Genomic DNA, 19,903 nt, shown 5'->3' on the forward strand with positions numbered 1-19,903 from the left:
CTTTCCATGAAATACCTGGTAGTACAAACCAAACAGATAGGAGATGTGCTGATCTCCACCGCACTGTGCAACAACCTCAAGCAGCACGACCCTGCCGGGGAAGTTCACTATCTGGTCATGGATTACTGCGCGGGCATGGCAGAGGGAAACCCCAACATCGATCGGTTGATCGTCATCGAGAAGGCGCGCCGCAACGAGTGGCGCTACATGAAGGATTTGCTGCTGGGCATTCGCCGCGAGCGCTACGATGTGGTGATCAACAGCCAGGGCCAGATGATAGGCCTGCTGACCTGCCTCTTCTCCGGCGCCCGCCTGCGGATCGGCTTCGACTCCTTCCCATGGCGCCTGGGCCACAACCGCATCGTGCGCTTTCGCCATGACACCGAGCATCAGGGCAACAGCACCCTGGTGGACGACCGGTTTTCACTGCTCAAGCCCCTCGGCCTCGCCAGGGAGGATCGCAACTACTATCTCTGGCTGAGTGAGGCGGAGAAGCGGCAGGGGCGCGAGACCCTGCTGGCCGCTGGCGTCGACCCGACCCGGCCACTCATCGCCATGGGAGTGAACTCCCTCGGGCATTACAAGCGCTGGCCCATCGACTGCTTCGCCAAGGTCGCCCAGTGGCTCATCGAGGAGCACAATGCCCAGATCCTGGTCTATTGCGGACCGGGGGAAGAGGAGTACAACCGGGGGCTGAAGCCGCTGCTGCCAGAGGCGTTGCAGGCCAGCGTGTTTGACCATGTTCAGACCCGTTCGGTACGGGAGCTGGTGGGGCTCTTCGCCCATTGCCAGCTCTTCGTCGGCAATGACACCGGACCGCGGCATATGGCGCAGGCCATCGATCTGCCGCTGCTGACCATAGTGGCGCCTGGTGGCGACAAGATCATCGCCAACCCGGTGAACCACCCCCGCTATCAAGCCATCGATATCTTCGATGCCAAGGGAGAGGATTTCCAGCTGCCAACCCAGGAGAAGGACTTCTTCGATGAGGCCCTGTTCCGCGCAATTACGCCGGAGCTGGTGAAGACTCGTCTACTCACCCTGCCCGGATGGCAGACACCCACCCCCTGAACGCTTCTGCGAACTCATCGAGATCGAGAGAATTGATCTCCTGCTGCAGCACGTTTTTGGAAAAAATCACGACCGCATCAGCCTGGTTTGGATGCCATTCGGTGAAATTTTCACTACCACCACCAATATCGGGGTTATAAAGCCCCAAGACTGGCAATTGAAGCCCCGTCGCTATGTGGATGGTGGCTGTGTCCACCGAAACCAGCCCTTGGCAATGACGCATCTGAGTAAACAGGCCTCCCAGAGAAGGGACCTCTGGCGAGATCAGGATTCGCTCAGGTGCCGACACGCGGGCTTTCAGAGCTGAGACCTCCTGCTCCATTCCAGCAGGAAAGAGCAGACACAAGTGATGGGGGCAAGCCGCCAACATGCTCTCCAGCATGGGGACTATCTGCTCAGGCTGCAATCGACGCGAGCGCCCGCTACCATAAGGATTGAAAGCGATAACCCTCTGATTCACTGGCCACCACTCTGCAAGCTTTGTCTCCCATGCTGTGTCCATTGGCACTATATAGCGGGTATCGGGATTGGTAATGCCCATCCTGGATAACAGAAGAGAAAACTTGTCGGCGAAGTGCAAGCCTGCTGAAGCCTTCCCTAGTTTGATATCAACGCAAGCCAGACTATCGTCCATTCCCACAATATGAGAGGCATCGACTCGGGTCAGGAAGTAGATGTCCTTCATCTTGAGCTGCTTACCGAGATGAACCAGATAACCCACAGTTCCCAAGCGATGGGCCAGCCGTTTCAATTCACCATAACTGGGGCGCTTGGGCACCTCTATGACCTTGTCAGCCTTGAAGTGTTCGCGAAAGAGTGGCGCGACGTCAGGAGTGGTCACAATCCAGACTTCACGTTCCGGTTGAGCACATCGAATCTCTCTGGGAACCCAAGAGGAGATAATACTATCGCCCAATTTGGCATCCCAGCGGATTATCACTACAGGTCCGTTATCAGGTTTAGAGTTTATGTTGATGCGGTCAAATAGTTTGATGCCTAGGTATCGACGAATGCGATCTCTTGCATGTTGTAAAAAGCCTAATATCTGCATGAGCAACCCATTTCCATAAATCTACATTTTGTTTTTTATTTTTATATAAAAGACATAGTTATATATGTCATTAAAAAATCGCTCCTTGGCCCTGTAATACTCTTTTCGAATTCGACCGATTATATTTCTTGAGGCTGGCTTCACTCTAGCCCCGATATCTGAGTCCTCTCCGCTTTGCCATGCCAATGGTGGCTCGACACCATAATTATTGACCTTGTGTAAATACTCTTTATCCATGAAGTCATCGACCGGCCAAAACCATGTTTCCGATGCGGATAAAAATTTTGAGGCGGCAACTGGAGAGATAATATAAGCATGAGCACAACTGGGGCCCGTCATATATTTCACAACTGAATGACTCTCATCTATCTTTAACATATCTATCCACGGACCGATCCCCGGCAAAGAGCTACAAGTCCCACGCCCTAACCGAATATACTCAAACTCTCTGGATAGACCCTTCAGTTCACTCAAGACAGATTTAATATCAGCAGAGAACTCAATATCGTCCTCCATAATGAGCAACGGTTCCCCCAAACGTAAGCACTCATTCCAAAGTGATCTATGGCTTGAAAAACACCCCTGCTCTCCCTTTGTCAGTTCATGTCCTTTTTCCCACATTCGTTGAGCATTATCATACTCTTTTATCTCCGTTGTGAGTCCGTTCACAGCATCGAAAAATGTAAAGTCCAGTCCAAACGAAGATAGTTCACGAGATATTTTTTCTCGTCGGACAATCGATGTCGCCAAACTAATGACGCGAATCTTCATTTTGACTCCCAAAGACGATGGATGCTGTCATAACCAACGACGCGACAAAGAAACTGATACCGGAATTGTGGCCAAAGAACGCCTGACTGAGGCAATAGTCAATAGATGAGAACGTGGTAACAATAAGCAAGGTGGCCCCACAATGCACATCGATATTATGAGGCTGGCGCAATTTCCTCCTCACTATAAGCACAGGAGCAATCAACATGAACAACAAGGAACCCAGCCCCAAAATGCCACGTTTAGCCATTTCATCGAGAAATTGATTATGGGCATGAGAATTGAAGTTGAAAATAAACTGAGTTATCTTCCCCTGTTCCAATTGTGCCTTCTGTGATTCTCTTATCCCATGGTTACCCCAGCCAAACAGTGGCTTCTCTGTGAAACTTTGCCAAGCACTTTTCCATAGCTGCAGCCTGATACCGAGAGAAGTGTTGAGATTTGTCTTGTCCATATACTGGCTGATATCGCGCTGCGCCAGCTCAATTCTTTTTTCCACGCCACTCTCTGGCTGAACAACGAAGAAAACACCACAAAGAAGAACACTTATCACCATAATCAGGGTTCCCTTACGATAAAGGCACTCCTTAAACAACATTGCGATAGTGATCAAGATGACGGGGAGCATCACCCAGCCACCACGGGAACCCGAGAGAAAGCTGGCGCCCATGCCGGCACAGGTTCCCACCAGCATGAAAAGTGCGAAAGCCAGCTTCCCCTTCTTCTGCGCCCACAACAAACCACAGAGGCAAAACAATCCCAGTGACATGGCAATATTGCCGCTCTGAATTGGCATCACATCGCCAAATGCTCGCTCATAAGCCAAAAAGAACTTGTCATGGATAGCGATGGCAAACGCAAGAATGGCACCAATACCGCAACCCGACAGCAATATATTGAGGCGTACCGGCATGCAGGCCACTAAAGGCAATATGGCAGCCGCCATCAGCGCCTTGCTTGCCCTATCAATCTCACTGAACTTACCTCCATCCAGCCACACAGAAAGAGACATAACCAGAAAATAGAGCAACAAACCGAGTCCAATTAGCTTGAGTTCCCGAGGCATTGCCCAGGACTCACGCCTCTTCGTACACATAAAGTAAAGGCTGGCTAACAATAATACGGCGGGCCCATAAGAGTACCCACTTGAAACAGACAACGACAATGCCCCAAACAAGAAGGCTGACAGTTGCACCACCCAAGGCAAGACTTGGTCACAAGACAACTTAAACAAACCCTGGCGGGCCGACGAATCTGTACTTGAGGACATGCTCTTCTCTGTAACGGTCTTATTTTCTGAAGACATAGTTGCCACGGATCTTGCGCCACAGGCCGAACATGTCGGTGCGGGGGAAGATGGCGATCCGGCGGATCTGGAACGGATCCCGGTGCATGGCTCTGGGGCCGCTGTTGGTGGCCACAGCATAGCGATAACCGGCGGCAACGGCCTGGGATTTTGCACTGTCGTTCAGATCCCCGTAAGGATAGGCAAACGAGATCAGGGGATGGCCGAGCAGCTGCTCCAGCCAGGCCTTGTTGGCCTGGATCTGGTGGGCCTGCTCCTCTGGGGGGAGCGTACTCAGGCGGGGGTGAGTCAGGGTATGGCCCCCGATCTCCACATGACCGGAGGCCACCAGCGCCTTGATCTCCTCCGGGGTCATCAGGGTCACCGGGGTATCGGGGTGGGTCGGGTGCTCCACATCCCAGCGATTGTGATCCTCACCGGTCACCACATAGACCACCGCCTTGTAGCCATACTTTTCCAGCAGCGGCAGCATGCGGGTGAGGTTGTCCCGATAGCCGTCGTCCACGGTGATCATCAGGTACTTCTTGCCGTATTGCAGCCGGTGGATGAACCCGTTCTCCGCCAGGTCGGCAAATGTCAGCGTCTCGTAGCCCAGCCACTTCATCAGCTTGAGGTGCTTCTCGAACATGGCGACCGGGAGCCAGGTGCCATGCACTCCCTTTTCGCTCTCGTGCTCGATGAAGCGGTGATACATGATGACCGGCATCTCCCGGCGCAGGGTCTCGACCACGGCATCCTGATAGACGGATTCCAGCCCGGTCACGACGCCTTGCAAATCATACTCTTGCAGGATCCGTTGACGCACTGGGTCTGGCACCACCTTGGAGGCCAGCGCCGAAGGGATCTGCGCCTTCAGACCAGCAAAGTCGATGGCCAGATCCCTGGGGCCGATGTCGCCGAAGTTGCTGGCAAGCGCCTCGTCCAGATTCTGCTCCGTCACCAGACCGATGGCCCTGGCTTCGCCGATGGCAAACGCCGGACGACCGCACAGCAGCGCCTCCATCGCCACCCGACCGGCACCGATCACCAGATCGCAGCCCGCCATCAGGGCGGGCACATCGTCCACATAACCGACGAAGTCGACCTTGTCCTGAAAACGGGCAAAACGCGCCGGCACCTGGGTGCCGCTGACGATGCGCACCCTGCAGGCTTCCAGATCCAGCACCTCGTCCAGCAACCGGTAGCAGAGCTCCCCCTTGGGACCGCTCAGCCGACCAATGATGGCGATCACCGGTTTGTCGTTGTCCGGTATCGGCACGGGCTGGAACTTGTCGGTCTCGATGCCGTTGCGCAGCACCTGCACCATGGCCGGGTCCACCCCCAGGTTGTCGATGATCTGGCTGGCGATATCCTCGCACACCGCCACCGCCCGATAACCCAGCGCATGGAATGCCTTGCGAGAGGCGTGTACCGGCTGGCGCCCGTGCACCGTGGTGATCATGGGGGTGCCGGTCAGCTTGCAGGCGACGTAGCTGCTCCAGCCCGAGGCGCGCGAATGGGCGTGCACAAGCTGGATCCTGTGCTTGCGGATCAGATAGATGAGATAGAAGACGTGCCAGAAGCGGCGCAGGATGCTGCGCTTGTTGAAACGCAACCGAAAGACCGGCCCCAGAGTCGGTTTGGTCAGGGTGTCAGAGACGTAGAAAACCTGGTGGCCACGGCGGGTCAGCTCGTTGCCGACCGTGGTGGCATAGACCTCCGCGCCCGTCACTTCGAGCTGGGAGAGAGCCATCAATATGTTCATGCAAGCGCATCCGATCGACGGGTGGCCAGAGCCACCCGCCAGAGAGGGATCAAGCCCGGTTCAACCAGGCCATGTAATCGGCCACGCCTTCGGCCACAGTCTTGAACTCGCCGTCATAGCCGACGCCGCGCAACTTGGTGAGATCCGCCTGGGTGAAGCTCTGGTAGCGACCCTTGAGGTGATCCGGGAAGGGAATGTATTCGATGGCGCCTTTCTGGTGATGCCTGATCACGGCTTCCGCCACGTTCTGGAACGGCTCGGCCCGGCCGGTGCCGCAGTTGAAGATGCCGGAGTGCTGCGGATTCTGCCAGAACCAGAGGTTCACCTTGCAGACGTCGTCCACGTAGATGAAGTCGCGCATCTGGCCGCCATCCGGGAAGCCGTCACAGCCCTCGAACAGCTTGGGATTGTCACCCTGCTTCACCTGGGTATTGAGGTGGAAGGCCACGGACGCCATGGAGCCCTTGTGCTGCTCGCGGGGACCATAGACGTTGAAGTACTTGAGACCCACCACCTGGGAGTTGATCTCCGGCATCCAGCGACGCACGTACTGATCGAACAACTGCTTGGAGTAGCCGTAGACGTTGAGGGGCTGCTCGAACCTGGGATCTTCGATGAAGTTGTCGTTGCGCCCACCATAGGTCGCGGCGGAAGAGGCGTAGATGAAGGGGATTTCCCGTTCGATGCAGTAGTGGAACAGATCCTTGGAGTACTCGTAGTTGACCTCCATGATGAACTTGCCGTTCCACTCGGTGGTCGCGGAGCAGGCGCCTTCGTGGAAGATCACCTCGATGCCGTCATCCCACTCCTCGAATTCGTCACCGGAGACGATCCGCGCCTGGAACTCGTCCTTGTCCATGTAGTCGGCGATGGTGAGGTCGACCAGGTTGACGAACTTGGTGCCGTCGGTCAGGTCATCAATGACCACGATATCGGTCCGTCCTTGAGCGTTCAGCTGCTTGACCAGATTGCTGCCGATAAAGCCAGCACCGCCAGTTACTACGATCATGGAGTTTGCCTCGCGTACGTTGTGGCCCCGTGTGACTGCCTGTTAAAGCTGTGTATAGTGGGCCAATTTGAAATTGCCGAAAAGTTTATCACGGGCCGCAAGGGGATTCGACCTCGATGACTTTTCCCCTTCGGGCTCGGCAGAGGGACCAGCGATGAAGACCAGAGACAGGATCATCCACAGCGCCACCGAGCTGTTCAACGATCAGGGCGAGCGCAACATTACCACCAACCACATTGCCGCACACCTTGGCATAAGCCCGGGCAACCTTTACTACCACTTCAGAAACAAAGAAGACATCATCCACTCCATCTTCGATCAGTACGCCCGCCACCTGAGCGACAGCTTCACTCCGATCCGCAGCAGCGAGATCCGGCTGGAGGATCTGATGGGCTACCTGGATGCCATCTTCTATTTGATGTGGCAGTTCCGCTTCTTCTACGCGAACCTGCCGGACATCCTGAGTCGCGACGAGCTGCTGCAGCAGAAATACCTCAAGGCACAGGAGCAGCTCCGTGCCACCGTGGAGACGCTGCTCAGAAGCCTGCGCGAAGGCGGCATCATCGCCGTCAGCGATGAAGACCTGCCGGATCTCGGCCAGACCATCAAGATGGTCGTCACCTGCTGGATCCCGTTCCAGATCGCCCAGGCCCCGGCCACCCGCATCACCAAACCCCTGCTCTACCAGGGGGTCTTGCGGGTGCTGTTTTTGCTGCGCCCCTACGTGCAGCCACAGGTGGCCCCCCAGATACATCAACTGGAGCAACATTATCACCAACTGGCCCAACCAGCCGGGTGAGATCTGTTTCACAATTGTTTATTATCAGCATAAAAATTTGAATTTATACGCAGGGATTACAGTAAAATGTTGCCCATTCTAGGGTCTGTCGGCGTTTCGTCGCGACCGTGACAACGCCGAACCATGCGGGTTGCACGGCCCGGGATCCTGATAACACAGTCGATACAGCAATGAGGACCGAGGATGTCTAACGGATTCTATCGTCACCTGACCGAACAGCTCGAACAGGTCAAGGCGGAAGGGCTATACAAGCAGGAGTGCATCATCACCTCGGCCCAGCAGGCCCAGATTGCGGTGGGCGGCGAGCAGGTACTGAACTTCTGTGCCAACAACTACCTGGGGCTGGCCAACCACCCCGACCTGATTGCCGCCGCCCATCAGGGGCTCGACAGCCACGGCTTCGGCATGGCCTCCGTGCGCTTCATCTGCGGTACCCAGGACCAGCACAAGGAGCTGGAGCAGAAGCTGTCCGCCTTCCTCGGCACCGAAGACAGCATCCTCTACTCCTCCTGCTTCGACGCCAACGGCGGTCTGTTCGAGACCCTATTCGGTGCCGAAGACGCCATCATCTCCGACGCCCTCAACCATGCCTCCATCATCGATGGGGTGCGGTTGTGCAAGGCCAGGCGCTATCGCTACGCCAACAACGACATGGCCGAACTGGAAGCCCAGCTCAAGCAGGCCGATGCCGACAGCGCCCGCTTCAAGCTGATCGCCACCGACGGCGTCTTCTCCATGGATGGCGTCATCGCCGACCTCAAATCCATCTGCGATCTGGCCGACAAGTACGATGCGCTGGTGATGGTGGATGACTCCCACGCCGTCGGCTTCATCGGTGAGAACGGCCGCGGCACCCACGAATACTGCGAGGTGATGGAACGGGTCGACATCATCACCGGTACCCTGGGCAAGGCGCTGGGTGGCGCGTCCGGTGCTACACATCCGGCAAGAAAGAGGTAATCGACTGGTTGCGTCAGCGCTCCCGTCCCTACCTCTTCTCCAACTCCCTGGCACCCTCCATCGTCTCGGCCACCATCAAGGTGATCGACATGCTGGCCGAGGGTCACGACCTGCGTGCCCGCCTCAAGGAGAACAGTGCCTACTTCCGCGAGCGCATGAGCGCCGCCGGCTTTACCCTGGCCGGTGCCGATCACGCCATCATTCCGGTCATGCTGGGGGATGCCAAACTGGCCGCCGAGATGGCGAGCCGCATGCTGGACGCCGGTATCTATGTGGTGGGCTTCTCCTTCCCCGTGGTACCCAAGGGTCAGGCGCGCATCCGGACCCAGATGTCCGCCGCCCATACCCGGGAGCAACTGGACAAGGCGATCGATGCCTTCATTCGCATCGGTCGCGAGCTCGGTGTGATTTGATCACATGGCTGGCTGATTAAAACGGGGGCCAAGGTTGGGCCCCATTTTATTACCCTCTGTACCCGGCATGGCGCCGTGAGGAATCTGTCATGAAAGCACTCTCCAAACTCAAATCCGAAGTCGGCATCTGGATGACTGATGTCCCGGCTCCCGAGCTCGGCCACAACGATCTGCTCATCAAGATCCGCAAGACCGCCATCTGCGGCACCGACATGCACATCTACAACTGGGACGAGTGGGCCCAGAAGACCATTCCCGTCCCCATGGTGGTGGGGCACGAGTATGTGGGAGAGGTGGTCGCCGTCGGCCAGGAAGTGCGCGGCTTCGCCATCGGCGATCGCGTCTCCGGCGAAGGCCACATCACCTGCGGCCACTGCCGCAACTGCCGTGCCGGTCGCACCCACCTGTGCCGCAACACCATTGGTGTGGGTGTGAACCGCCCGGGTTCCTTCGCCGAATACCTGGTGATCCCGGCCTTCAACGCCTTCAAGCTGCCGGACAACATCCCCGATGAGCTGGCCGCCATCTTCGATCCGTTCGGCAACGCCGTGCACACCGCCCTCTCCTTCGATCTGGTGGGTGAAGACGTGCTCATCACCGGCGCAGGCCCCATCGGCATCATGGCCGCTGCCGTCTGCCGTCACGTTGGCGCCCGTCACGTGGTGATCACCGACGTCAACGAATACCGGCTGGAACTGGCCCGCAAGATGGGCGCCACCCGTGCCGTCAACGTAGCCAAGGAGAAGCTCTCCGATGTCATGGAAGATCTCGGCATGACCGAAGGGTTCGATGTGGGGCTGGAGATGTCCGGGGTGCCCAGCGCCTTCCAGGACATGATCGACAAGATGAACCACGGCGGCAAAATCGCCATGCTCGGCATTCCTCCCTCCACCATGGCCATCGACTGGGGCAAGGTGATCTTCAAGGGACTCTTCATCAAGGGGATCTACGGCCGCGAAATGTTCGAAACCTGGTACAAGATGGCAAGCCTCATCCAGTCTGGCCTGGATCTCAGCCCCATCATCACCCACCATTTCCATATCGATGACTTCCAGCAGGGCTTCGAAGCCATGGGCTCCGGCAAGTCCGGCAAGGTGATCCTGAACTGGGATTGAGGACACGCGAGGGGCGCCTGGGCAATCAGCGCGCCCTATTTTGTTCAGCCTCACGAAACCCGGCGCATGCCGGGTTTTTTTATGTGGGATCACCCCTTCCCGCTCTACCACTTTGTTTGCAGATTGCTTAACACTTCACACACAAGCGTTTAAATGGCTGTAACTATTCGGTTATAATCCCGTCGTTTTCTGGGGATAATAAGAGCCTGCTGGGAGTACATGAGCGTGTTGAAAAAACTGAGCTATTTGCTGGCTGCCGGGATGGCGGCTGCCACTCTGTCCGGCGCCGTCCTTGCCGCCGATGACATGTCGACAGAGGCCATCGCCGAGCGTATTGCCCCGGTTGGCCAGGTTTATACCGCCAAGGATCTGGAAGGCATTGCGACCGCGGCGGCGGCGCCTGCGGCAGCCTCCTCCGGCCCACGTGACGGCGAGACCGTGTTCAAGGGTGCCTGCTTCGCCTGCCACGATACCGGTGCCGCTGGCGCCCCCAAGCGAGGTGACAAGGCCGCCTGGGAGCCACGCATCGCCCAGGGATTCGACACCTTGCGCAAACACGCCATCGAAGGCTTCACCGGCAAGGCTGGCATGATGCCACCGCGGGGGACCTGCGCCACCTGCAGTGACGAAGAGATCGAGAACGCCATTCACTACATGATCGACAAGCTCTAAGTAATTGAAAGGGCTCCTCTTGCAGCCCTTTCAATCCCATCACTTCCGACTACGCTTGAAGGTAAGTTTTTTCGGGAGTGTTGCATGTCAGTTCAGCCCACCACACCGCCAGACTCGCACTCCTTGCTGGCGGTCGTCTCCTCCATCATGGATTTTCCCGCCCCCGGCATTGCCTCCCCCGAGGATTACGCCCGACTGGTCGGTCTGCTGGACAAACTCTGCCCTCTGCAACATTTCGCCATGCTGGGGCTGGCCGACGGGGGGCTGAACTGGCGTTACACCTATCAGCTTCCCGACGTGTTCAAGCAACAATTGGGACGGGAAGAACCTCGCCTCACCGAACAGCTCACCCGGCTCGATGAAGGTCAGGGCTGGTGCGTGCAGCCTGTGGAGCATATCGACGTGCAGTGGTTGCTGGCACGCAGCACCCCGGATCAGGCACCCACCCTGAGGTTGCTGCTGGAGTGCCTGGCCAAACGCCTGCACGAAACCCAGACCGGTACCCAGCTGGCGGGGCAGGCCTCCCCTCTCATGCAGCGGGATCCCCAGTGGCAGGAGAAAATCGAGAAGATCGGCCGAGTGATGCGCCTGGCTCACAACCTGCCTCAGCATGCCCTGTTTGCCCAGTTGGAAGCTGTGTTGCGCCAGATGCTCTCGGTCAGCGACATGTTGCTGATCCGGCTGGAAAACCAGCGACTGGAGCGACTCTATCCACCACACCTGACATACGACGATGACATCATTCGGGCCATGTGCCACAGCACCAACAGCGTAGAGCGCCATGAAGAGGGGCTTTACTGGTACAGCCTGCCCCTGCGCCAGCAGCAGCAATACTTTGCCCACCTCATCCTCAACATGACCCGGCCTCTGGAAACCGATGACAGGCTGTTCCTCGATTTCCTGCGCCATCAGCTGACCCTGTTGCTGGAGCTCAAAAGGGTGCGACAGCAACTCGATGAGCTCAACTCGGAGGAGTCCATCAACCAGCGCCTCCAACAGCTGCGCCAAACCAACCTGAGGTTGCAGAAACGGCTCAAGCATCATCAGGAGCTGGAGCGGCGGCTCCAGTTCAATGCCCTGCACGACCCGCTGACCCAGTTGCCAAACCGGGCGCTGCTGATGAATCACCTGCATCATGCCATGACCCGCTACCGCCGCTACCAGACAGCCGGCTTCACCCTGATCTTCGTCGATGTGGATCACTTCAAGCAGGTCAATGACGCCTTGGGCCACAGTGCCGGCGATCAGTTGCTGCAGGAGCTGGGCAGCAGGCTGCAAGGCTGCATCCGGCAAAATGACATGGTGGCGAGGCTCGGAGGGGACGAATTCGTCATCTATCTGGACAACAGCCAGCGGGAAGAGGACATCAGCCCCGTGCTCAATCGCCTGATTGGCCGTATCGGCCATCCGTTCCGGATCCAGGGCAACGAACTGACCATCACCGTCAGTCTGGGGGTCGCCAGCGTGACGGAGCAAACGGCCGATGTCAGTGAACTGCTGCACCAGGCAGACCTCGCCATGTACCAGGCCAAGCGCAACGGTCGCAGCCGCATCGTCATGTATTCGGAGGCCTGTACCGAACAGGCGGGGTCACCGGAAGAGCGGCTCTTCAGAGCCTTGCGGGAAGGGCGGATTGTGCCCTACTTCCAGCCGGTGATCAGGCTGTGTGACAGCCGCCTCGTCGGACTGGAGGTGATGGCGCGCTGGATAACGGAGGAAGGGGAGCTCAAGGATGCATTCGACTTCATTCCTCTGGCGGAACAGTGCGGCCTCATTCAGGATCTGGACCGCCAGATCCTCAAGCGCACCTGCCAGCAACTGAAGCTTTGGCAACCCGCCTCCGGGGTCGGTCGTTTCAGGATAGCCATCAACCTCTCCGGCAAGCACCTGGCCAGCCACGAGCAGATCATGCAACTCCTCACCATCATGGAGGAGGAGGGTGTCATCCCCGCATGTTTCATCTTTGAGTTCAACGAGCGCGAGCTCTCCCGGCAGAGTGCCGACTCCCTCACTGCCCTGCATGAACTGAGGGCGAAAGGGATCCAGGTCAGCCTGGATGACTTCGGCACCGGCTTCTCTTCTCTCAACGCCCTGTTTCACTTCCCGGTGGATTACATCAAGGTGGACGACAGCTTCACCCATCGCATGTTGAACTCACCCAAGGATCTGGCGCTTATCCGCGCCATGCGGGACATCTGCCAGGACCTCGACTTCACCCTGGTGGTCGAGGGGATCGAAAATCAGCAACAGTTGCAAAAGCTCATCGAGCTTGGCTGCGCCCTCGGGCAGGGGCGCCACATCTCCCCCCCGCTGCCGGGAGCCGATATTCCCCCCCTGCTGGGTCAGGCCGCCCGAGAGGCCAAGCCTTCCGGCCTCAATCCTTCTTGAACAGGGCCCGCAGGTTGGCGACACCAACCTGCCCCTTCTGCTGGCGCTCCTCTGCCGTCACCTTCTTCTGGTTTTCCCACTCCAGGTCATCCTGGGGCAGCTCCAGCAGGAAGCGGCTCGGCTCCGGCCGTACCGACTCGCCAAACTGGCGACGCTCCTTGCAGAGGGTAAAGGTCAGCTCGGTCTGGGCCCGGGTGATCCCCACGTAGGCGAGGCGCCGCTCCTCCTCCACGTTGTCCTCGTCGATGCTGGTCTGGTGGGGCAGCAGCCCCTCCTCCATGCCCACCATGTAGACATAGGGAAACTCCAGCCCCTTGGAGGCGTGCAATGTCATCAGCTGCACCTGATCCGCCTCATCCTCCCCTTCGTTGCGCTCCATCATGTCCCGCAGGGTGAGGCGAGTCACCACCTGAGCCAGTGTCATCGACTCCTCCAGCTCATCCCCCTCCAGCATCTCGCTGATCCAGCGATAAAGGGTGGAGACGTTCTGCATCCGCATCTCGGCCGCCTTCGGACTGGGGGAGGTCTCATAGAGCCACTCCTCGTAGTGGATCTCCTTGATCATGTCCCGCACCGCCTCCACCGGATTGCCGCGCAGCGCCTGCTCACCGAGCCGTACCAGCCAGTTGGTGAAAGCCTGCAAGGCGGATAGACCGCGCCCGGAGAGGTGTTGCTCCAGCCCCAGCTCGAAACTGGCGGCAAACAGGCTCTTGCCACGCTGGTTGGCGTACTGGCCCAGTTTTTCGAGGGTGGTAGGGCCTATCTCGCGGCGCGGCAGGTTGACCACCCGCAGGAAGGCAGTGTCCTCGTCCGGGTTCACCAGCAGCTTGAGGTAGGCCATGATGTCCTTGATCTCGGTGCGAGAGAAAAACGAGGTACCGCCCGAGATACGGTAGGGAATGCGGTTGGTCATCAGCGCCTTCTCGAAGATGCGCGACTGATGGTTGCCCCGATAGAGGATGGCATAGTCTTTGAACCGGGTGCGATTCATGAACTTGTGGCCCATCAGCTCGGCGGCGATACGCTCCGCCTCGTGCTCCTCGTTCTTGGCAAACAGCACCTTGAGCTTCACCCCCTCGTCCAGCTCGGAGAAGAGCGCCTTGTCGTAGACGTGGGGGTTGTTGGCGATCAGGATGTTGGCGCACTTGAGGATGCGCCGCTTGGAGCGGTAATTTTGCTCCAGCTTGATGAGCCGCAGATTGGGGAAATCTTCGTTCAGCAGCACCAGATTCTGCGGCTTGGCCCCACGCCAGGAGTAGATGGACTGGTCGTCATCCCCCACCACGGTAAAACGGGCCCGCTCGCCGACGATCTGCTTCACCAGTTCGTACTGGCTGGTATTGGTGTCCTGGTATTCATCGACCAGCAGGTAGCGGATCTTGTTCTGCCAGCGCTCGCGCACCTCCTGGTTGCTCTTGAGCAGCAGGGTCGGCATTACGATGAGGTCGTCAAAATCCAGCGCGTTGTAAGCCACCATCTGGCGGTGGTAACGCTCGTAGAGCTGGGCCATCAGCACCTCTTCCGGCCCGCGGGCGATACGCATGGCCCGGGCAGGCAGGATGAGATCGTTCTTCCAGTTGGAGATCTGGCTGATGAGGGCCGAGAGCTTGTCCTTGTCGTTGTCGAGCTCTGCCTCGGTCAGCTCCTTCAGCAGCGCCAGCTGATCGGTGTCATCGAACAGGGAGAAGTTGACCTTGAGGTTCAGGCTCTTGTGCTCGCGGCGAATGATCTCGAGCCCCAGGGTATGGAAGGTGGAGACCATCAGCCCCCGCGCCTCCTTGCGACCCAGGGTCTGACCGACCCGCTCCTTCATCTCCCGCGCCGCCTTGTTGGTAAAGGTGACCGCCGCTATGTTGCGTGCGTTGTAGCCGCACTGCTGCACCAGATAGGCAATCTTGTTGGTGATGACGCGGGTTTTGCCCGATCCGGCACCCGCCAGCACCAGGCAAGGGCCGGAGACATACTTGACCGCTTCGTTCTGATTGGGGTTGAGCTTCATGGGCCGGATCTCTTGGCTTATGATGAGGGGCGGCATTGTAGCAGAGATCCCGCAGGCAGCCGAAACCGGGCACGGGATCCCGCCACTTCATCTTGTGTTTGCCCGCCATTTTCCGGATCATGACCGACTTTTCCAGACGAGATGAGGGGAGCATGAATCAGCAACAGCACGACCGGCTGCGCGGCCAGTTTCCAGCCTTGGCGCAGGAGGTGAACGGCCACCCTCTGGTCTATCTGGACAACGCCGCCACCACCCAGAAACCGCAAGCCGTGCTGGATGCGATCAATCACTACTATCGTGCCGACAATGCCAACGTACACCGCGCCGCCCATGCCCTGAGCGGCCGGGCCACACGCGCCTTCGAAGATGCCCGCAAGACGGCTGCCCGCTTTATCAATGCCCCTCGCAGCCACGAAGTGATATGGACCCGTGGCACCACGGAGGCGATCAATCTAGTGGCCCAGAGCTGGGGGATGAGCGAGCTGAGGGCGGGGGATGAAATCGTGCTCAGCACCCTGGAGCATCACGCCAATGTCGTCCCCTGGCAGCTGGTCGCCCAGCGTACCGGTGCCGTCATCCGGGTCATCCCCCTCGATGAGCGGGGCGATCTCGACATCGCTGCCTATCTGGCCCTGCTGGGGCCACGTACCCGACTGGTGAGCGTGGCTCACGTCTCCAATGCCCTTGGCACCGTCAATCCAGTCAAAGAGATGGTGGCAGCGGCCAAGGCGGTCGGGGCCCTGAGTCTGATCGACGGTGCCCAGGCAGTGGCTCACCTGGAGGTAGATGTGCAGGCCATAGGTTGCGACTTCTACGCCTTCTCCGGTCACAAGCTCTATGGTCCGACCGGCATCGGTGTGTTGTGGGGCCGCACCGAACTACTGGAGCGGATGCCGCCCTGGCAAGCGGGAGGCGAGATGATAGACAGGGTCAGCTTCAGCGGCACCACCTTCAACACCCTGCCCTTCAAGTTCGAGGCAGGCACCCCCCATATCGCTGGCGCCATCGGCCTGGCCGCCGCCATCGACTTTGTGATGGAGCAGGACAAGGATTCATTGGCCAGCCATGAAGCGGCGCTGACCGACTATCTGGTTGCCGGACTGCAACAGGTGCCAGGGCTGCGTCTGGTCGGCGAACCCGGTCAGCGCGCCGGCGCTGTCTCTTTCCTGCTGGACGACATCCACCCGCAAGATGCCGCTACCCTGCTCGACATGCAGGGCATAGCCCTGCGGGTCGGCCATCACTGCGCCATGCCGCTGATGGAATCGCTCGGTGTCGGCGGCACGATGCGCGCCTCGCTGGCCTGCTATAACAATCGGGACGATGTCGACGCCCTGCTGGCCGCCCTGCACAAACTCCGTGATTTCTTCTAAGGCAGACACCCGATGAACAGCCTCGCAACCTATACCCCCATAGGCCTTGAGCCCGACGCAAATAGCATCCGTCAGCAGTTTGCGGCAGCAAACGGCTGGGAGAACCAGTACCGACTCATCATCCAGCTCGGCAAACAGCTGCCTGCACTGCCCGGCGAATGGCAGCAGGAGGAATTTCGCCTCAAGGGGTGTGAAAGCCAGGCCTGGTTGAAGGGTGAGAAGAGCGAGGATGACCGTTGGCACTTTGCCTGCGACTCCGATGCCCGCATCGTGCGTGGACTCATCGTCATCGTGCTGGCGGCGCTCAATCATCAGACTGCCAACGCTATCCAGGCTTTTGATATGGATACCTATTTCAGCGAACTGGGGCTCGAGAAACACCTGAGCCCGTCGCGAGGCAACGGGCTCAGGGCAATCGTGTTGGCAATCCGGGAGCAGGCTGCCTAACCCACCTTGTACAGTGGTCGATCAGGCTTCGCCAATCGACCCTGCGTCTTCATTTCCGGCCTCTTTCTCGGCGCGGGCTCCCCGCTCGGCAATCTTCTTCAATACCCGGGACGCGGCAACCAAGCCAAAAGTGGCCGTCACCGGCGTCACGGCACCGAAGCCGGAGGCGCAATCCATCTTCATATTGCCGTCGCTGGCCGCCTTGGCCTGGCAGGTGCCGCCATTGCCATCCGGATAACTCAGCTGCTCGGTTGAGAAGACACACTCCACCCCGAATTTGCGCGCCGGATTCTTGCTGAAGTTGTGCAGTCGGCGCAGGTCGGAGCGCACCTTGGCGGCCAGCGGATCCTGAATGGTCTTGGCCAGGTCGGCCACGGTGATCTGGGTCGGGTCCATCTGCCCGCCGGCACCGCCCGCCACGATCACCGGGATCTTGTTGCGCTTGCAGAAGGCAATCAGCGCCACCTTGGCCTTGACCGAGTCGATGGCATCCACCACATAGTCAAACTCCCGCTTGATATGCTCGCTCAGGTTGTCGGCGGTGACGAAGTCATCCACCTCGATCACCTCGCAATCCGGGTTGATGGCACGGATGCGCTCGGCCATCACCTCCGTCTTGAGACGGCCGACCGTGCCCTGCATGGCATGGATCTGGCGATTGGTGTTGGTGATGCAGATGTCATCCATGTCGATCAGAGTGATCTGGTTGATGCCGGCCCGAGCCAGCGCCTCGGCCGCCCAGGAGCCGACACCACCGATCCCGACCACACAGACTTTCGCCTGACTGAAGGAGCCAAGGGCACGCTGGCCATAAAGACGGGCAATGCCCCCGAATCGCTGTAGATACTCTGCTTTCATACCACCACCTTGCTTGAGGGCGGCCATTATAGCGGCAACCTCTCTCAGGGGCGATGATCGGATGATGGCGGTGTTGATGTGAGGGGAAATGGGTGCTGTCTCGGGAACGAAAAAAAGCCCAGTCTTTCGACTGGGCTTCTTAAGTAGTGGCGGAGCGGACGGGACTCGAACCCGCGACCCCCGGCGTGACAGGCCGGTATTCTAACCGACTGAACTACCGCTCCGCATTCGGTTAGCTTTCGCTAAATCTTTTGCCGCTTATTCTGAGGTGTCATCCTCGCAGCTGGTCATGTCTTTCACATCACCGTTTAATTGGGTGCCTGGCAGTGTCCTACTCTCGCATGGCGAATGCCACACTACCATCGGCGCTACAGCGTTTCACTTCTGAGTTCGGCATGGGGTCAGGTGGTTCCACTGCGCTATTGCCGCCAGGCAAATTCTTAATCCAGAAAGCTGATGTGTATAACGACTTCGCTAGTTTGCGTTGTCATTACCACTGAATTCGTAAGTAGTTCGCTCATTCGCTACAAGGCCAGAAACACTTCTTGGGTGTTGTATGGTTAAGCCTCACGGGTAATTAGTATGGGTTAGCTCAACGTATCGCTACGCTTACACACCCCACCTATCAACGTTGTGGTCTCCAACGGCCCTTTAGGACCCTCAAGGGGTCAGGGATGACTCATCTCAGGGCTCGCTTCCCGCTTAGATGCTTTCAGCGGTTATCGATTCCGAACTTAGCTACCGGGCAGTGCCACTGGCGTGACAACCCGAACACCAGAGGTTCGTTCACTCCGGTCCTCTCGTACTAGGAGCAACTCCCTTCAATCATCCAACGCCCACGGCAGATAGGGACCGAACTGTCTCACGACGTTCTGAACCCAGCTCGCGTACCACTTTAAATGGCGAACAGCCATACCCTTGGGACCGACTTCAGCCCCAGGATGTGATGAGCCGACATCGAGGTGCCAAACACCGCCGTCGATATGAACTCTTGGGCGGTATCAGCCTGTTATCCCCGGAGTACCTTTTATCCGTTGAGCGATGGCCCTTCCATTCAGAACCACCGGATCACTATGACCTACTTTCGTACCTGCTCGACCTGTCCGTCTCGCAGTTAAGCTGGCTTATGCCATTGCACTAACCTCCTGATGTCCGACCAGGATTAGCCAACCTTCGTGCTCCTCCGTTACTCTTTGGGAGGAGACCGCCCCAGTCAAACTACCCACCAGGCACTGTCCGCGAGCCCGATTCAGGGCCCTGCGTTAGAACATCAAACATACAAGGGTGGTATTTCAAGGACGGCTCCAGCGCAACTGGCGTCACGCCTTCAAAGCCTCCCACCTATCCTACACATGTAGGTTCAATGTTCAGTGCCAAGCTGTAGTAAAGGTTCACGGGGTCTTTCCGTCTAGCCGCGGGTACACCGCATCTTCACGGCGAATTCGATTTCACTGAGTCTCGGGTGGAGACAGCATGGCCATGGTTACACCATTCGTGCAGGTCGGAACTTACCCGACAAGGAATTTCGCTACCTTAGGACCGTTATAGTTACGGCCGCCGTTTACCGGGGCTTCGATCAAGAGCTTCGCTTGCGCTAACCCCATCAATTAACCTTCCGGCACCGGGCAGGTGTCACACCCTATACGTCCACTTTCGTGTTTGCAGAGTGCTGTGTTTTTGATAAACAGTCCCAGCCATCTGGTCACTGCGACTCCCGACAGCTCCATCCGCAAGGGACTTCACCATCAAGAGCGAACCTTCTCCCGAAGTTACGGTTCTATTTTGCCTAGTTCCTTCACCCGAGTTCTCTCAAGCGCCTTGGTATTCTCTACCCGACCACCTGTGTCGGTTTGGGGTACGATGACTTGTAATCTGAAGCTTAGAGGCTTTTCCTGGAAGCAGGGCATCAATGGCTTCCGCACCGTAG

At 58.1% G+C, this 19,903-nt stretch carries 14 protein-coding genes, 1 tRNA gene, 2 rRNA genes and 1 pseudogene (1 of these 18 only partly in view); 8 read left to right on the forward strand and 10 right to left on the reverse strand.

The genetic code is table 11. The features are described from left to right. Positions 1–6: 6 nt before the first annotated feature. Entirely contained in the window at positions 7–1,071 is a 1,065-nt protein-coding gene (locus tag H7R73_RS22310; RefSeq protein WP_103261200.1) for a glycosyltransferase family 9 protein, read from the forward strand. Here the strand turns inward: H7R73_RS22310 and H7R73_RS22315 are convergent. From H7R73_RS22315 to rfaD, 5 genes are read right to left on the reverse strand one after another with little or no spacing between them, the layout of a single operon-like run. After that, the gene (locus tag H7R73_RS22315; RefSeq protein ID WP_103261201.1) at positions 1,037–2,122 is read right to left on the reverse strand and encodes a glycosyltransferase family 9 protein; all 1,086 of its coding nucleotides are present in this window, start codon (positions 2,120–2,122) and stop codon (positions 1,037–1,039) included. The genes H7R73_RS22310 and H7R73_RS22315 overlap by 35 nt on opposite strands. 21 nt (positions 2,123–2,143) lie before the next feature. Then, positions 2,144–2,893: a glycosyltransferase family 25 protein gene (locus H7R73_RS22320; protein ID WP_182951417.1), complete on the reverse strand. Its 750-nt coding sequence runs from the start codon at positions 2,891–2,893 to the stop codon at positions 2,144–2,146. Continuing rightward, positions 2,874–4,163 (reverse strand): O-antigen ligase family protein, encoded by a 1,290-nt coding sequence (locus H7R73_RS22325; RefSeq protein WP_103260984.1) that lies wholly within the window; start codon positions 4,161–4,163, stop codon positions 2,874–2,876. The genes H7R73_RS22320 and H7R73_RS22325 overlap by 20 nt, the downstream gene beginning before the upstream one ends. 19 nt (positions 4,164–4,182) lie before the next feature. Continuing rightward, positions 4,183–5,943 carry a polysaccharide deacetylase family protein gene (locus H7R73_RS22330; protein WP_182951418.1) on the reverse strand — a complete coding sequence of 587 codons (1,761 nt, stop codon included), beginning with the start codon at positions 5,941–5,943 and terminating at the stop codon, positions 4,183–4,185. Positions 5,944–5,992: 49 nt separating this feature from the next. Continuing rightward, entirely contained in the window at positions 5,993–6,952 is a 960-nt protein-coding gene (rfaD, locus tag H7R73_RS22335) for an ADP-glyceromanno-heptose 6-epimerase (protein WP_039041134.1), read from the reverse strand. A 154-nt stretch (positions 6,953–7,106) separates the two neighbouring features. Between rfaD and H7R73_RS22340 the strand changes: the two genes are divergently transcribed. From H7R73_RS22340 to H7R73_RS22360, 5 genes and pseudogenes are all read left to right on the forward strand, one after another. After that, on the forward strand, positions 7,107–7,751 hold the full coding sequence (locus H7R73_RS22340) for a TetR/AcrR family transcriptional regulator (RefSeq protein ID WP_010672429.1): 645 nt from the start codon (positions 7,107–7,109) through the stop codon (positions 7,749–7,751). A gap of 183 nt (positions 7,752–7,934) precedes the next feature. After that, a pseudogene (locus H7R73_RS22345) lies at positions 7,935–9,124 on the forward strand (glycine C-acetyltransferase). Between the two features lie 89 nt (positions 9,125–9,213). Then, positions 9,214–10,239 (forward strand): L-threonine 3-dehydrogenase, encoded by a 1,026-nt coding sequence (gene tdh, locus H7R73_RS22350; protein ID WP_010672427.1) that lies wholly within the window; start codon positions 9,214–9,216, stop codon positions 10,237–10,239. A 219-nt stretch (positions 10,240–10,458) separates the two neighbouring features. Next, a complete protein-coding gene (locus H7R73_RS22355) occupies positions 10,459–10,911 on the forward strand; it encodes a c-type cytochrome (RefSeq protein ID WP_039041132.1) in 453 nt (150 codons plus the stop codon). A gap of 84 nt (positions 10,912–10,995) precedes the next feature. After that, positions 10,996–13,299 carry a putative bifunctional diguanylate cyclase/phosphodiesterase gene (locus H7R73_RS22360; protein WP_103260987.1) on the forward strand — a complete coding sequence of 768 codons (2,304 nt, stop codon included), beginning with the start codon at positions 10,996–10,998 and terminating at the stop codon, positions 13,297–13,299. Here the strand turns inward: H7R73_RS22360 and rep are convergent. Further along, complete coding sequence (gene rep, locus H7R73_RS22365) at positions 13,286–15,298, reverse strand: DNA helicase Rep (protein WP_103261202.1); 2,013 nt, start codon at positions 15,296–15,298, stop codon at positions 13,286–13,288. The two genes, H7R73_RS22360 and rep, sit on opposite strands and share 14 nt — an antisense overlap. A 152-nt stretch (positions 15,299–15,450) precedes the next feature. On the opposite strand from rep, the gene H7R73_RS22370 reads away from it, so the two are divergent. After that, positions 15,451–16,671 (forward strand): cysteine desulfurase, encoded by a 1,221-nt coding sequence (locus H7R73_RS22370; RefSeq protein ID WP_103260988.1) that lies wholly within the window; start codon positions 15,451–15,453, stop codon positions 16,669–16,671. Positions 16,672–16,683: 12 nt separating this feature from the next. Further along, positions 16,684–17,118, forward strand: coding sequence for a SufE family protein (locus H7R73_RS22375; RefSeq protein ID WP_103260989.1), 435 nt, complete (start codon positions 16,684–16,686; stop codon positions 17,116–17,118). A gap of 21 nt (positions 17,119–17,139) precedes the next feature. Here the strand turns inward: H7R73_RS22375 and tcdA are convergent, their stop codons facing one another. The 4 genes from tcdA to H7R73_RS22395 all read right to left on the reverse strand — a co-directional run. After that, positions 17,140–17,976, reverse strand: a complete 837-nt coding sequence (gene tcdA, locus H7R73_RS22380; protein ID WP_103260990.1) for a tRNA cyclic N6-threonylcarbamoyladenosine(37) synthase TcdA — start codon at positions 17,974–17,976, stop codon at positions 17,140–17,142. A gap of 147 nt (positions 17,977–18,123) precedes the next feature. Next, positions 18,124–18,200: transfer RNA gene (locus tag H7R73_RS22385), tRNA-Asp, on the reverse strand. Positions 18,201–18,294: 94 nt separating this feature from the next. Next, positions 18,295–18,409: ribosomal RNA gene (gene rrf / locus H7R73_RS22390) — 5S ribosomal RNA — on the reverse strand. 123 nt (positions 18,410–18,532) lie between these two features. Continuing rightward, positions 18,533–19,903, reverse strand: a 23S ribosomal RNA gene (locus H7R73_RS22395); it runs 1,518 nt beyond the window's last position.

The organism is Aeromonas sp. WP2-W18-CRE-05, from assembly GCF_014168615.1.
Lineage (GTDB): Bacteria > Pseudomonadota > Gammaproteobacteria > Enterobacterales > Aeromonadaceae > Aeromonas > Aeromonas caviae.

Coding starts and splice junctions, on each gene's coding strand:
- H7R73_RS22340 (WP_010672429.1), top strand. CDS start 7,107: ATGAAGACCAGAGACAGGATCATCCACAGCGCCACCGAGCTGTTCAAC.
- tcdA (WP_103260990.1), bottom strand. CDS start 17,976: ATGAAAGCAGAGTATCTACAGCGATTCGGGGGCATTGCCCGTCTTTAT.
- H7R73_RS22355 (WP_039041132.1), top strand. CDS start 10,459: ATGAGCGTGTTGAAAAAACTGAGCTATTTGCTGGCTGCCGGGATGGCG.
- tdh (WP_010672427.1), top strand. CDS start 9,214: ATGAAAGCACTCTCCAAACTCAAATCCGAAGTCGGCATCTGGATGACT.
- H7R73_RS22325 (WP_103260984.1), bottom strand. CDS start 4,163: ATGTCCTCAAGTACAGATTCGTCGGCCCGCCAGGGTTTGTTTAAGTTG.
- H7R73_RS22310 (WP_103261200.1), top strand. CDS start 7: ATGAAATACCTGGTAGTACAAACCAAACAGATAGGAGATGTGCTGATC.
- H7R73_RS22315 (WP_103261201.1), bottom strand. CDS start 2,122: ATGCAGATATTAGGCTTTTTACAACATGCAAGAGATCGCATTCGTCGA.
- H7R73_RS22370 (WP_103260988.1), top strand. CDS start 15,451: ATGAATCAGCAACAGCACGACCGGCTGCGCGGCCAGTTTCCAGCCTTG.
- rep (WP_103261202.1), bottom strand. CDS start 15,298: ATGAAGCTCAACCCCAATCAGAACGAAGCGGTCAAGTATGTCTCCGGC.
- H7R73_RS22320 (WP_182951417.1), bottom strand. CDS start 2,893: ATGAAGATTCGCGTCATTAGTTTGGCGACATCGATTGTCCGACGAGAA.
- H7R73_RS22360 (WP_103260987.1), top strand. CDS start 10,996: ATGTCAGTTCAGCCCACCACACCGCCAGACTCGCACTCCTTGCTGGCG.
- rfaD (WP_039041134.1), bottom strand. CDS start 6,952: ATGATCGTAGTAACTGGCGGTGCTGGCTTTATCGGCAGCAATCTGGTC.
- H7R73_RS22330 (WP_182951418.1), bottom strand. CDS start 5,943: ATGAACATATTGATGGCTCTCTCCCAGCTCGAAGTGACGGGCGCGGAG.
- H7R73_RS22375 (WP_103260989.1), top strand. CDS start 16,684: ATGAACAGCCTCGCAACCTATACCCCCATAGGCCTTGAGCCCGACGCA.